The sequence below is a fragment of the Photobacterium indicum genome (assembly GCF_003026215.1).
In the GTDB taxonomy this organism is placed as follows: domain Bacteria; phylum Pseudomonadota; class Gammaproteobacteria; order Enterobacterales; family Vibrionaceae; genus Photobacterium; species Photobacterium indicum.
In genome coordinates, this window is record NZ_PYOC01000007.1 from 174,791 (window position 1) to 187,796 (window position 13,006).

13 protein-coding genes are annotated in these 13,006 nt (G+C 37.2%); 5 read left to right on the forward strand and 8 right to left on the reverse strand.

All coding sequences use genetic code 11. The annotated features are described in order from the left end of the window. Nucleotides 1–125: 125 nt before the first annotated feature. The 4 genes from C9J47_RS18315 to C9J47_RS18330 all read right to left on the reverse strand — a co-directional run bounded on the left by C9J47_RS18315 (nucleotide 126) and on the right by C9J47_RS18330 (nucleotide 3,269). Complete coding sequence (locus tag C9J47_RS18315) at nucleotides 126–665, reverse strand: YaeQ family protein (protein WP_107254782.1); 540 nt, start codon at nucleotides 663–665, stop codon at nucleotides 126–128. A 269-nt stretch (nucleotides 666–934) separates the two neighbouring features. Further along, the gene (locus tag C9J47_RS18320; RefSeq protein WP_107254853.1) at nucleotides 935–1,258 is read right to left on the reverse strand and encodes a GIY-YIG nuclease family protein; all 324 of its coding nucleotides are present in this window, start codon (nucleotides 1,256–1,258) and stop codon (nucleotides 935–937) included. 106 nt (nucleotides 1,259–1,364) lie between these two features. After that, complete coding sequence (locus tag C9J47_RS18325; protein ID WP_107254783.1) at nucleotides 1,365–2,033, reverse strand: YceH family protein; 669 nt, start codon at nucleotides 2,031–2,033, stop codon at nucleotides 1,365–1,367. Between the two features lie 297 nt (nucleotides 2,034–2,330). Further along, nucleotides 2,331–3,269: a GGDEF domain-containing response regulator gene (locus tag C9J47_RS18330; protein WP_425440608.1), complete on the reverse strand. Its 939-nt coding sequence runs from the start codon at nucleotides 3,267–3,269 to the stop codon at nucleotides 2,331–2,333. Between the two features lie 260 nt (nucleotides 3,270–3,529). On the opposite strand from C9J47_RS18330, the gene C9J47_RS18335 reads away from it, so the two are divergent. Then, nucleotides 3,530–3,982, forward strand: a complete 453-nt coding sequence (locus C9J47_RS18335; RefSeq protein ID WP_006229380.1) for a DUF3069 domain-containing protein — start codon at nucleotides 3,530–3,532, stop codon at nucleotides 3,980–3,982. A 386-nt stretch (nucleotides 3,983–4,368) separates the two neighbouring features. Beyond that, complete coding sequence (locus tag C9J47_RS18340; RefSeq protein ID WP_107254785.1) at nucleotides 4,369–5,658, forward strand: winged helix-turn-helix domain-containing protein; 1,290 nt, start codon at nucleotides 4,369–4,371, stop codon at nucleotides 5,656–5,658. On the opposite strand, the gene C9J47_RS18345 is transcribed toward C9J47_RS18340, so the two are convergent. Next, on the reverse strand, nucleotides 5,614–5,916 hold the full coding sequence (locus C9J47_RS18345; RefSeq protein ID WP_107254786.1) for a hypothetical protein: 303 nt from the start codon (nucleotides 5,914–5,916) through the stop codon (nucleotides 5,614–5,616). The genes C9J47_RS18340 and C9J47_RS18345 overlap by 45 nt on opposite strands. Before the next feature lie 271 nt (nucleotides 5,917–6,187). On the opposite strand from C9J47_RS18345, the gene C9J47_RS18350 reads away from it, so the two are divergent. Together C9J47_RS18350 and C9J47_RS18355 are read left to right on the forward strand one after the other, a co-directional pair. Continuing rightward, nucleotides 6,188–8,584, forward strand: coding sequence for a fatty acid cis/trans isomerase (locus tag C9J47_RS18350; RefSeq protein WP_107254787.1), 2,397 nt, complete (start codon nucleotides 6,188–6,190; stop codon nucleotides 8,582–8,584). Between the two features lie 264 nt (nucleotides 8,585–8,848). After that, nucleotides 8,849–9,532, forward strand: a complete 684-nt coding sequence (locus C9J47_RS18355) for a cytochrome b/b6 domain-containing protein (protein ID WP_107254788.1) — start codon at nucleotides 8,849–8,851, stop codon at nucleotides 9,530–9,532. Nucleotides 9,533–9,649: 117 nt separating this feature from the next. Here the strand turns inward: C9J47_RS18355 and C9J47_RS18360 are convergent, their stop codons facing one another. Beyond that, nucleotides 9,650–10,099 (reverse strand): c-type cytochrome, encoded by a 450-nt coding sequence (locus tag C9J47_RS18360; RefSeq protein WP_107254789.1) that lies wholly within the window; start codon nucleotides 10,097–10,099, stop codon nucleotides 9,650–9,652. Between the two features lie 191 nt (nucleotides 10,100–10,290). Here C9J47_RS18360 and C9J47_RS18365 point away from each other — a divergent pair, with 191 nt between their 5' ends. Further along, the gene (locus C9J47_RS18365) at nucleotides 10,291–11,115 is read left to right on the forward strand and encodes a DUF2797 domain-containing protein (protein WP_107254790.1); all 825 of its coding nucleotides are present in this window, start codon (nucleotides 10,291–10,293) and stop codon (nucleotides 11,113–11,115) included. An 85-nt stretch (nucleotides 11,116–11,200) separates the two neighbouring features. Here the strand turns inward: C9J47_RS18365 and C9J47_RS18370 are convergent, their stop codons facing one another. Both C9J47_RS18370 and C9J47_RS18375 read right to left on the reverse strand, forming a co-directional pair. Further along, nucleotides 11,201–11,818 carry a putative ATP-dependent zinc protease gene (locus tag C9J47_RS18370; RefSeq protein WP_107254791.1) on the reverse strand — a complete coding sequence of 206 codons (618 nt, stop codon included), beginning with the start codon at nucleotides 11,816–11,818 and terminating at the stop codon, nucleotides 11,201–11,203. A gap of 79 nt (nucleotides 11,819–11,897) precedes the next feature. Beyond that, on the reverse strand, nucleotides 11,898–12,791 hold the full coding sequence (locus tag C9J47_RS18375; RefSeq protein ID WP_107254792.1) for a phosphotransferase: 894 nt from the start codon (nucleotides 12,789–12,791) through the stop codon (nucleotides 11,898–11,900). Nucleotides 12,792–13,006: the final 215 nt, after the last annotated feature.

Sequence of the window (13,006 nt, forward strand, 5' to 3'; positions counted from 1 at the left end):
GAATGTGAATGGACGATGACAGTAACAATTACTGTCATCGTTTAAACACACTTAATTTAGCAAGAAATTGAGTAAGATTCAGGGTTCAATACTTATATTTCAAAAATAGAAAAGTGTGAGGGAGTTTAGCGGTGCCACCATTCAGGGGTAATTGTGATGCTTGTTTCACCAGAAGTTAACCAAGCTTGCTCACTTTCAATCGTTAGCTGAATCTGCATTGTACGAGCAAGAATTGATTCAAGCTGGCTGAGTGTTTCGTCATTAACGTAAATAACAGAAATGTTATCAGACTGCGTTATTTTACTCTTGTTTTGCTGCCACCAAGCTGTTGCTGCATTATTGCCATAAGCAAAAATGATCACTTTTTTAGCACGATTTGATGCTTTACGGATGCGTTTTTCATCAGGAAGACCAAGGTCAATCCAAAGCTCAATTTCATCACTTAGGCTTTTTGTCCAAAGATCAGGTTCATCTGTCGAACTCATCCCTTTCGTGAAGGTAAGATTTTCATCTGCATTTAATGCCCATGCCAACAAACGCAGCATTAAACGTTGATGCGTTTCTGATGGATGACAAGCAACAGTATGGGGCACATCTAAATAAACGTGACGATCCATATCAGCTACATTGATATGAGCTTTGTAAATAGTGGCTTTTTGTGCCATAGGAAGAACACCTAACAGGTATATTAATAAGTATAGTATCAGTATTGTTATACTACATTTTTTATCTATTTTTCAATGAGATAGACACCAATAGCTCTCAAAAATACAGCTGCATTTTGAAAGATAAAAGTACTAACCATTGATGGTTTGTATAGTTACCAACCAGATTTCGCTGTTTGATTTGGTAACTCAAAGAAAAGATTAAACCAAGCAGAGCAATTCTACGTTATTCCGCAAGTAATGTACGGAATTTTGTTATAAACGCAGTTTTAGGGGAGCAACATTTTTACATTCAAATGCTGAGTAATGATCGCTTCTTTCTTTATTTTAGGTAGCTGTTTAATACGATATTCAATTTGCATCGCAAATCGCTTATCACCGACTTCTTCATGCCATGCTAACGTCAGTGGCCCCTTCCCTTTTAGGTATTTTGCCCCTTTCTTTCCAGATTGGTGCTCAGTATAGCGCCGCTGAACATCTGTTGTGACACCACAGTACAGGGTATTAGATACCGTTCGAATCAAGTAAACCGACCAGGTTGGTTGCTGATTATCTAAAGAAGCAAGCTTGCTATCAACACCCTCTAGAGGCATTACATCTTGATTTTTCATAGTATTCTACACAATATAAATAGTACTCTACACAATATAAAAAGCTCGGCATAAGCCGAGCCACATAGTTGTTGAAGGTATCTTTTCTTTACGACGTAAGCGATTCTAATAATTCCTTCAATTCAGCTATTTCTAACTTCATTGCTTTCACTTCTTCTTCTAACTCTGCCAGTCTTTCGTTATTGACACTGGCAAGCCCAGTAGGAGATGCCAATTTTGCCGCTACAGCTAACGCTTCAATATCAACTTCACCGCTGAATAAATGCATATAACGGCAATCACGCTTACCTGATTCACGCGGTAATTTAACCACATAAGGGCCTTTCGCATGCTCTGCTAAGCCATCTAAAACGGCTTCTACTTCTTTTACGTCACTAAACGTACACAAACGATTCGTACGTGTACGTATTTCACCAGCACTTTGCGGTCCACGTAATAGCATAACGCAAACAGCGGCAAGTTCTTGAGCTGTAAACTTTAAAGAGCCAAATTCAGTATTACAAAAACGGTGTTGGAACTTTGATACACGACTGCCAAAGCTAGAAACATCATTGATTAAACGCTTTTCTTTTAGTTGCTCAACAGTATCAAGTACTGTTGCTTCATCTAACGCCATTACTGGTTCACGATTGCTCTTCTGATTACACGCTGTCGTGAGTGCATTCAGTGTCAATGGGTATTGATCTGGAGTGGTAACTTCTTTTTCAAGTAAACAACCAATCACACGCGCTTCATTTTGTGAAAAGTTAATATCCATGATCTTCCTTCACCCTATTCATTATGATTATTTAATACTTTATCGCACTATGTTTAGTTGAGAATATTTAAAGCAAACATAGTCGCAAAGTCTATTAGCAGATTAGCATGAGATGCTATAACGACAAGGGTTGATAGAATCAAGTGATGGAATTTTAATCATTAGATAAACAAATATCAGACTTACTTCAAAAGTTGCCATTTTGAGGCTATTTTCACAAACAAAAAAGCACAATTCGTTATGCTGTGCTCATGCGTATTCAGCTAACTTTCAAGTTCAGATAGGACCAGCGTTCAATTATGTAAACTCAGCCGCAACAAAACGGTTACGCCCTTGCTCTTTGGCTTTGTACAAGACTTTATCAACAATCTGATACATATTCTCAACCGTTTCTAGCCCTGTCGGCACCCAAGACACCATACCTTGGCTCACCGTTACGATGTTTGATGTTGCTGACTGAAGATGCGGTATTGCTAATCCATTAATACTAGATTTAAGCCTTTCGCACTCTTTCACTGCCCGAGTCTTATCACAATTACTCACTAAAATAACAAACTCTTCACCGCCGTAACGTGCAGCTAATTCCCCTGCGCGACTGAAATTAGCTTTTAATTCACCAGACACTAGCTGTAAACAACGATCACCATCAAGGTGGCCATAATAATCGTTGTAATCTTTAAAGTGATCAACATCAATCATGATCATAGTAAGAGAAAGCTCATGACGACCGTGCCAAGAAATAAATTCAGTCAGTTTCTGATCGAGAAAACGTCTATTAGCAATCTGAGTTAACCCATCTTCATTCACTTGTTGTGATAGCAGCTCATTCGCTTCTTCTAACTTAACAGTCGCTTGTTTTAATTGATGATGCATAGCAGCAATACGTTGCATTGCTTTTAGTTTCGATGCCAATACAATTTTATTTACAGGCTTAACTAAATAGTCATCCCCGCCCATATCAATGGCTTTCGCTATCATTTCAGGTTCATCGTGACCACTTAGGAAGATAATTGGTACCCACTCAGGATGGTCACTTCGAATTTTATGAGCAACTTCCATCCCGCTCATATCAGGCATACTGATATCCAGCAATAATAAGTCAGGATCAAAAAGAGGATATCGTTCAATGGCTTCATGCCCAGAACTGACCGCTTCAACGATATGACCTAATCGCTGCAATCTCATTGCAAGTTGCATGCGTTCTAAATGAACGTCATCAACCAGTAAGATACGCATTGCTTCCATGAAAGTATCCTATCGATATGAATATACTTATATTAATCATAATTTATAGCACACATGCTCTCCAAAAACAGAGCAATAGCAACCTAACCTTGCAAAAAACGTTCACTATCGACTATAAATTATCTAGCGTGATCTAGATTACATATTTAAAACTGCGAGATTTTATCTCTGAATTTGCATGATATGTTGACATTTGATGTTAGAAATATAGGATTCCCCTCCTTAAATCATAAATGCTGTAGGAAATGGCTATGTCTGAGATTGAAACAAAAGACGAGCAACTAGTTAATGAACCAACATTGACTCTTGATGAATGTTCACCAGAATTACGTCAAGTCGTTGCATTCGAAGAAGTACCTGAAGAACTGATGGATATGCTAATCAGTGTTTATATGGTATCCGAGCCTACTTCCCGTGAAGCATGGAATAGCATGCCAGGAAGTGCACAGAATGTTCTCGATAACTTTGAACAATTCCACGCACTTGTTGCACTAAGCCAGAGCTACTCTGGTGTTGATTTCCTTGGTGAAATGCAAGAAACAACACTACCAGATCACATGAGCGAAGAAGAGCAACAGGAATATAAAGCTGTATTGCTTGATAAAGTTCTTCACAACTGTCTAAAAGATCTGTGTAAGCAGCTAAAACAAGCACGTCGTAATCCTCCAATGAAGCGTGAGTTTCAGGAAATTTTCAAGAAGTAATTCTTGCTAAATAAAAAGGGAAGTTCTCGCTTCCCTTTTATTTTCTTCGACAAATACTAAAGTCGAACGTTACTTTTTATTTAAACAAAAGAATGATTGGTTCGATATCGCACAATAAGGACGATATTTGTACACCTCGATCTTTCCCTGCTTCCTTAACGTTTAATTATTGAACACCGCCCATAAGATTTTCTTATTCTATTCATTGCCATTAAAATCAAATCATCCAATTTTTCAAATAGATACAAGCTTTAATTTCTGTGAACTTATGTCATGATTATGTGAATCATTAGCCGTAAAAATGGTTTTTTACTTATTTCGTGATAATATCAATTTCTTATATAATTCAATGAAAATTGAACGTTCTTCATTAGTTAGAGGTATGAATGTCCAGCACTGAGCAGATTAAGTTTCGAACAGATATTTGCTACGTTCCAAGTCTTGGCATCCTAAAATCAGCAGATTCGACTCAGAAACTAAACCTTTCTGAACAGTATATTCTGACGCATCTGATCGAAAATTACGGTCGGCCGGTAACAAAAGATGAATTACTAAAGGCTGGATGGCCAGATCGCATTGTAACCGAAGCATCTTTATTTCAGGTTATCCGTGCTTTACGTGTAAAATTACATGAAGAGAAGAAAGGCGATATCATCGAAACCCTACCTCGCGTGGGCTACCAGGTTCGTGATTTCATACGTGAAGAAGTTAATTTAAATACAAATGTAAAATCAGTAAACTCTGATAAAAAGAAATCACCATTTTTCATTGGTTGTGCCATTTCAGGTACTATTACTATTGCTGGTTTATCTTATTATTTTTTTCCAGAACCAGTGCCAACCCCAGATAAATACATCATCACTGAAGATGTTATAAGCACTAACCAGTTAACATTAATTGGTAAAACAAAAGCTGACATTATTGATCTAAGAACGAAATCAATTGAAATATATAAAGAACACAAAATGTTATTTGATCCATCTTTAATTCTAGAACGAAGAATTATTGGATATAAAAATAACGATCTTTATTCATTTGCATGGTGTCGTCTTAATGATCAAGATGACTGTATCGAGAACAGTGATTTCTCTTATACCGTCACAGCTGAGAATTGGGAACAGTTCTCAGATTTTCTATCTAGGAATATGAAAACATACCGTGAAACGCCCATCATTCAAACTGAACTGGCGCGTGAACCCACAGCGCAATCATTTATGAATTATCTTGATGGCTCAGGTATTCATTCAAAAGTTATCCATTATTATATATCTAAAGAGCAATCTGGCGCATTGAATTACTCATTTATGTCATTCATAACAGAAAACAAAAGTGACTACCACCATGCATTATCTATTCGAGCAGCCTCTGCTCAAGAATATGATAAAACACAGTCTCAATTTTTGAAGACAATAATAATTACACCTGAAATGTTTCATTGGTCGTATCAACCAAGTAAAGAAATCATTGAAAGTAAATCTATAGCCTTAACAACAGAAAAAACCATGCAAGATACCTATTTAAATAATACGCCCACTTTTACGTACCTTGTCTACCAGCAAGATTACCTAAACCTTATCTTAAGCGATGATACGGGATTATATTGGTTGCATAATAGTGAAAAAAACAATAAATCACTTGAATCCACGGTAGACCCAGAAAATACCTACCAAGATTAGTAAGCTGGGGATCAAAACATTCCACATGATCCCTATTCCTACCAGGCCCCAAAGTACGATCGCTGTAATCATAAATACTACAGCAGTTTTGGCCGCAGCCTTCCAATTAGCACTCATTACCATATCAACAATACCAGTAACACCCAGTAAAATGAGTAAACCTGGCCACCACCACCCAGTTAGATAAAGTAACCCAAAACCAATAAGGAAAATGCCTGAAGACACACCATCTCGCCCTGCTACTTTTAGCCCAAACATACTCCCCCCTTACGTACTCATCGCTGTTAGCTTAGCGTTATAAAAATTTCTTATTACAACGACAATACACCAATCAAACTCAGTACGGTTATAGTGTTTTGATATAATTAAATTTAATACTATATTATTTATTCAGTACATGTGTTTAATCAACGTGCTGATCATTTTATATAACTTAATAAGTGCCTTTAAAATCAGTCTCTTTTGTGAAAATTAAGAAAAATTTGATTAGCTAACACCAATAAACAAAAAGTAAATAGGTTGATAATCGATGATGTATAAACCTTTTTTTAAGCACTACAAACGTGCAATTTTAATACTAGCATCCGTTATATTTTCTGGGTGTGCCGCTTACGCGGGTTTAAATTACAATAAGCTATATGGTACACCTGAACCTCAACAGCGTATCTTAGAAGCAGAATCTTTCCATGCTCAACATTATGTAAATGATGTTAAGCCCATAATAGATAACAGGTGTGTCGTCTGCCACGCTTGTTATGATGCGCCTTGCCAACTGAAGATGTCATCTGCTGAAGGTATCGACCGTGGTACTAATAAAGATAAAGTGTACCAAGGCACACGATTGCTAGCCGCAAATACAACTCGAATGTTTATAGATGCACAAACAACCGCAGGATGGCGTGATAAAGGCTTTTCACCTGTATTGAATGAACGCTTACAATCACCAGAAGCCAATACGCAAGCTGGTGTTATTGCCCGAATGCTTCAGTTAAAACAAAACCACCCTTTACCGAATAGTGATATTCTTGATGACACTTGGGACTTTTCTCTCGATCGTGATCAACAGTGCCCTACCATTGAAGAAATGAGCACCTATGAACAAAAATACCCTAAATGGGGAATGCCTTACGGTTTACCGCAAATATCAAGCACTGAAAATGATATTTTAATGCAATGGATTTCGGAAGGTGCGCCAATGACTGGTGTCGCTCCACCTTCAAACACTGAACTTAAAGAAGTGGAAAAATGGGAAGTATTCTTAAATCGAAATTCGTTAAAACAACAACTAACAAGCCGTTATATATTTGAACATATATTCGTTTCACATTTATACTTCGATACAAAAGAAGTACGTACACAAGAAGTGCCAACATTCTTCAAGTTAGTAAGATCAAAAACAGCACCCGGTAAGCCGATTGATTTAATCACAACACGCCGACCTTACGATGCTCCAAAAGTAGAGCGCGTTTACTACCGCTTAAAACAAGTTCGCGAAACAATCGTTGATAAAACGCATATGCCATACGCACTCAACAATGAAAAGCTTGCTCGTATAAAATCATTATTTATTGAGCCTAATTACACAATAACAGCCTTACCAAGCTACAAACCGACAGTAGCTGCAAACCCGCTAACAACCTTCACTGAATTACCAGTTGAGGCACGCTATAAGTTCATGCTTGATAATGCGCAAAATACGATTATGGCGTATATAAAAGGCCCTGTATGTAGAGGGCAGCTTGCACTCAATGTTATTAATGACCGTTTTTGGGTGTTTTTTGTTGATCCTGATATGTCTAATTTCACGCAAGTAAACTCATTTTATCGTTCGCAAGAAAAAAACCTTCATCTTCCTGCGGAAAAAGAAAGCAATACCGTCACTATTGCTAATTGGATTTCATATTCCAAGCAACAAGGTCGATTTCTACAAGCTAAAAATGCCTACATGGCTGAACGATTCAAAAATGGTGAACACTTAACTACTCAACTGATTTGGGATGGTGATGGTACAAATACAAACGCAACCTTGACGGTATTCCGCCACTTCGATAGTGCATCGGTGGTTAAAGGTTTAATCGGTGAGCAACCTAAAACTGCATGGGTCATTGATTATTCGCTATTAGAACGAATTCATTACCTACTTGTCGCTGGTTTTGATGTCTATGGTAATTATGGTCACCAATTAATTACACGTATGTACATGGATCTTCTACGCATGGAAGGCGAATCAAATTTCTTATCATTCCTACCAACCAAAAATCGCCATCAAGAGCTTGCAGATTGGTATCAAGGCGCTAATAAAGATTTAACAACGTATCTTGAAGGTGATATTAATGAGTTCAACCAACCAACAGGGGTTACCTATATAACAAGTAATCCCAAACATGAATTATTACAAATGCTAAAGAAGCGCGTTGAAAATGTAACGCCGACACGTTATTCGCTAGAATCAACACAACTTTCAAATGAGAGTAAGAAGTCTCTTCGCAAGATCAATGAATTACGAGGAGAAGATGCCTCCATATTCCCTGAGCTCACTTTTATTATGGTTGAACCAGAAGATACTTCTTTAGATCCTCAGCTCTTCACCTTAATAAGAAATAGTGCTCATAAAAATATTTCTAGCTTATTTGATGAAAAATCAAACAGGAAATATAAACGCGATACAGTGACTCTCGTTAACGGACTACTGGGAAGTTACCCCGCCGCTTTTTGGCTAATAAAAGAAAGTGAGCTCCCTGCCTTAGCAGCTCAAGTACTAAAAGTGAAAACCAATGGTGATTATGAAAGGTTATTAGATAAATACGGGATTCGTAGAACGAATTCTTCCTTCTGGTCTTTCAGTGATGCCTTGATGAAGCAATATAAGCACAACTACCCTATTGAATCAGGTATTCTTGATTACAATCGTATTCAAAACAGATGAGTAGCTTGTTTTAAGGTACGTTACTCTTATTATACCGTTCTATGTAAATCATTTTAATCCGGTATTTGCCTAGATTCGTATTTTAAGCCAGTAGAAAGTTTCTATTGGCTTTTTCATATAAATTAATTGTAAAAAAATGCAACAAATGTAGTACTAGATTGTTAATTTTGAGAAAATAGCGCGTATGCCGCTAACGTACAAAATTTTCGGTTACATGTTGTTGCTCAACCATAACCGACCTATAACAATCTAATGGAAAGTATTATGAAAGTATCAACAACAGCTATCTGGGATAGCTTTGTTCGTGGTTATCACTGGCTTCAAGTCTTGTGTATTGGCGGTTTATGGTACACGGGTACTGAAGGCCTAATGGACTGGCATTTTGCTATTGCTTACTTCCTATTAACGCTTTTATTAACACGTATTATTTGGGGTTTTATTGGCAGTGACACTGCAAAATTTCTTCTTTTTGTGCGTTCTCCACGTGCTGTTCTTCAATATTTTCAGTCGATGCGTAAGAAAAAAAATGATGAGGTGCATTTAGGCCATAACCCTGCTGGCGGCTATATGGTTTTAGGCTTCTTCATTTTACTCACTACTCAGCTGATCACAGGTCTTTTTGCTAACGACGATATTATATCTGAAGGCCCTTTAGCGATGTACATTACCGGTGAAGAAAGCAGCTTGATGACCGAAATCCATGCATTGAATTTTGATGTTATGCTCGGGGCTATTATTTTACACCTTGTGGCTATTTTCTTTTATCTATACAAGAAAGATAACCTAATAAAACCAATGCTCAATGGCCGCAAAGAAACAGTCACAGAAATCGATACAGATGCGGCTCCGAAAATGGTCAATGGTCTTATTGGCTGGATAGTATTTGCCACAATAGGCTCTGCTGTATATTCATACTTAGCAAAAGACATTGTTGCTTATCTTTTTTAAACCCCATTTTTAAATGTAAATTACAAACAAATACTAAAAAACACCGAAGGCAGTATGATTAAATGTCATTTATCTTCGGTGTTTTACTATCAGAGTTACTGTTATTTCACCAAACGTTTAACGAAACTTGTAATCTGTATGGCAAGACTTACAGTTTTTAGCGGCAACACCAAACGCTTTCTTAGTTGCTCGTTCATCACCTTCTGATGACACATTTGCCAACTGCGCCAAATCACCTTGGAACTTTGTTAATTTACCTGTGAACCCATTCCAATCACTCCAGATCTCGGGCTTCGCTTTCGTATCACCTTTGTCAGAGCCTTCAACATTAAATGCTTCCTCAGGCATCAGTGCTAACTGAGAGATATACTGAGCACGTTGAGCAAAAACGTCTTGGTTCCAATCTTTACGACCTTTTACCATTTCAGCCATATCACCAAAGTTTGCAGCAATCATTGTGAATGCTGATTGGCGATAGTGAATCGCATCTTCTGGTTTTTCAAACGGGCTAGCTACAGCAGTTGTCGCGACTAGTACAATACTGCTTAATAGTAATTTTACTTTCATTGCGTCCATTCCATATTATTGTTATATCAACAAAATGATACCAAACAATAATATATAGTAAACAAGCCCCATCAAGAAAAGACAAATCCACATAACATTTCACATAAATGAACAATTTTAATGCGTATTATTTTTTAATGCCCCTGTTAAGCAGTAACTGTTAAAATGAAGTCATTATAAAAGCAAGATAAATGAGCAAAGTCATGCAAGGTACACTAAGAAAAATGAAGTCAACATTAGGTGATGTGGTTGAATACTACTTACCTGTCGGTGAAGAACAACTAGCATTAAACCCATTAATTGGGAAACATCTCAAATTGACTCACACAGGTAATATCTTTTGTGATGCCTGCGGTAAAAAAACCAAAAAAAGCTATTCTCAAGGTCATTGCTTTCCTTGTATGAAAAAGCTTGCCCGTTGTGACATGTGTATTATGAAGCCAGAAACCTGTCATTACGCTAAAGGAACGTGTCGTGAGCCTGAATGGGGCGTGGCTAATTGCATGGTGCCTCACTATGTTTACTTATCGAATACTTCGGCTTTAAAAGTAGGTATTACACGCCATACTCAGATCCCTACTCGCTGGATAGATCAAGGTGCAACACAAGCACTTGCCATTTTAAAAGTAAAAACTCGCCAAATTTCAGGGTTAGTCGAAATAGCCATAGCTGAAATGGTTGCCGATAAAACGAACTGGCGAACAATGCTGAAAGGCGATAATGACGCTATCGATTTGAAGCAAGAAGCAGAAAGACTGCTACCTGAAATTGAAACACGCATTAAAGAGATAACAGACTTATACGGTGACGATGCTATTGAACGTCTTGATGGTGAAATTATTGACCTTAAATTTCCGGTTACCGAATATCCGACAAAGATAACGTCGCATAACTTTGACAAAGAGCCAGTTGTAGAAGGCACATTAGTTGGTATTAAAGGGCAATATTTATTCTTTGATACGGGTGTGATTAATATTCGTAAGTTCTCAAGCTATGAAGTTCTTGTAGAAGCTTAATAAATTTTGTGCGGATAACTGTAATTTAAAAGCGGCGCCTAAATAAGCACCGCTTTTTTAATAAATACATTTTATATACAGGGCCTTATTTCACTTTAGGTTGTACGTAATTTCTTTTTGGATCACGCACTGCAACGTCGCGAGTAAAGTTTTCTCCCAACGTTACACCAGAGCCTTTAATTAAAATAAACTCTGTTTGTTCATTTAATTCACCTAATTTAGTCCGTAGCTTAATGACGGCTTGCTTATTGTCTTCACCATTAGACTTAATCCAACGAACGACAGGGCGTTCTATCGATTTGCCACCACTTGTAAATTTAACCCAACTTTTTCCATCACGTTCAAAATTTTGTACATCTGAGGATCCAATTGTCGATACCTTACTATTAGTATCAACCTTCACTTTGACATGCGCCTGCACTTCATCAAACCAAACCCACTCTTGTGCACCAAGAATCAACTTCCCATCTTTAGTTTTCGTCACGACAGGCACTGGCTTAGGTTTCTTTTCAGGTACAGGTTTAACCTCTGGCAAAGGCTTAATTTCAGGTTTAACTTCTGGAGTAATCACTTCAGGAATACTTGGCTCAACCATTGGAACCTCTTTACCTACTTCAGGCTGTTTTTCTGGCTCCTGAATACTTTTTTGCTGCGCACAGCCAACAAGTAGCAACACACAAAAACCAGTAACAATCTTTTTCATTTATCGCATCCTTGGCACATTTTAGTTGACCATCTATTAGGTAACAATAATATCTAAAGTCATGATTATCCAGAAAGATTTACGCCTGCTTATAAGCAGTGTTAAATCGATCAAGTTTACTGTTAATCCAAGATTCATCATACCAGCCGATATTACGACTATGTTTAGCGTCGTCCCACAAGCCTAAAAAGTAACGACGAATTTCAAACCCTTCAATTAATGGAGATTTTTCATGATAACGAGCAACTAAGTTTAAATCTTCTCTTACATCAAACAAGTGAAAAATATCAAACTCTTTATGTTTAAAGCCGACATCGCAGGGATCGAGTAATCCTGATATTTTATATGTTTTCGGGTCAAAAAGAACATTTGCAATGTGGCAGTCATCATGAACAAAAGAAGATTGATTATTAATCGGCGTTAATATTTCCGTTTTTTTCTCCCACAAAAACCTGTAAGCATCTTTTAATTCACAGGAAAATGGTGAAGCACTACTTAGTACATACCGTAAGACAGGATACATCCACTGATCAAAAGCATCGATCAAAGATGGCTCAAACTTTTCAGGTGTAACTTCAAACCCTCGGGAGTCAGTGTGCTCATGTAATGCAATTAATATGTTTGTGTAATCTTCTCGGAACGTTTCTATCGCTTTGGGGTTATTAGGTAATTCATAAGCTGATATACCTTCTAGCCATTCAATCAGCATGTAATCGTAGCCCTCTGTACGACCAAAAAAGTACACTTCAGGCACAGGGCAAATCACTTTTTTTTTCAATAATCCAAGAGCTGTAACCTCTTTCTCTATTCGCCCAAATTCACGAGAAAATTTAACTACCACTTTTCCTTTGGGTGAAATAAGAAAAACAACCCAGCCATAGAATGTTTCTTGAATATTACTCACGTCAGGCTTTTGGCTAAACATCGCTTGATAAGCACTTTCAGCAATTCGCTTTAGCTGGAGCTTATTCATAATAATATCCTTATACTAACCTAACATTACTGACCACTTTAAAAATTTTATTCCACTAAAGAATAAACATTAAATATTTTATAGTTTTAATTAACATCAACAAGAGTGCAATAAAACGCATAATAATACTAGTGATTTATTTAAATACTAATTTAGTAATTAAGAAGAAAGAACTATTCGTTAACCATATAAAATAACGGTGACGTTATTTAAAA

Coding starts and splice junctions, on each gene's coding strand:
- C9J47_RS18330 (WP_425440608.1), bottom strand. CDS start 3,269: ATGCGTATCTTACTGGTTGATGACGTTCATTTAGAACGCATGCAACTT.
- C9J47_RS18365 (WP_107254790.1), top strand. CDS start 10,291: ATGAGCAAAGTCATGCAAGGTACACTAAGAAAAATGAAGTCAACATTA.
- C9J47_RS18320 (WP_107254853.1), bottom strand. CDS start 1,258: ATGCCTCTAGAGGGTGTTGATAGCAAGCTTGCTTCTTTAGATAATCAG.
- C9J47_RS18335 (WP_006229380.1), top strand. CDS start 3,530: ATGTCTGAGATTGAAACAAAAGACGAGCAACTAGTTAATGAACCAACA.
- C9J47_RS18340 (WP_107254785.1), top strand. CDS start 4,369: ATGTCCAGCACTGAGCAGATTAAGTTTCGAACAGATATTTGCTACGTT.
- C9J47_RS18325 (WP_107254783.1), bottom strand. CDS start 2,033: ATGGATATTAACTTTTCACAAAATGAAGCGCGTGTGATTGGTTGTTTA.
- C9J47_RS18350 (WP_107254787.1), top strand. CDS start 6,188: ATGATGTATAAACCTTTTTTTAAGCACTACAAACGTGCAATTTTAATA.
- C9J47_RS18375 (WP_107254792.1), bottom strand. CDS start 12,791: ATGAATAAGCTCCAGCTAAAGCGAATTGCTGAAAGTGCTTATCAAGCG.
- C9J47_RS18345 (WP_107254786.1), bottom strand. CDS start 5,916: ATGTTTGGGCTAAAAGTAGCAGGGCGAGATGGTGTGTCTTCAGGCATT.
- C9J47_RS18315 (WP_107254782.1), bottom strand. CDS start 665: ATGGCACAAAAAGCCACTATTTACAAAGCTCATATCAATGTAGCTGAT.
- C9J47_RS18355 (WP_107254788.1), top strand. CDS start 8,849: ATGAAAGTATCAACAACAGCTATCTGGGATAGCTTTGTTCGTGGTTAT.
- C9J47_RS18370 (WP_107254791.1), bottom strand. CDS start 11,818: ATGAAAAAGATTGTTACTGGTTTTTGTGTGTTGCTACTTGTTGGCTGT.
- C9J47_RS18360 (WP_107254789.1), bottom strand. CDS start 10,099: ATGAAAGTAAAATTACTATTAAGCAGTATTGTACTAGTCGCGACAACT.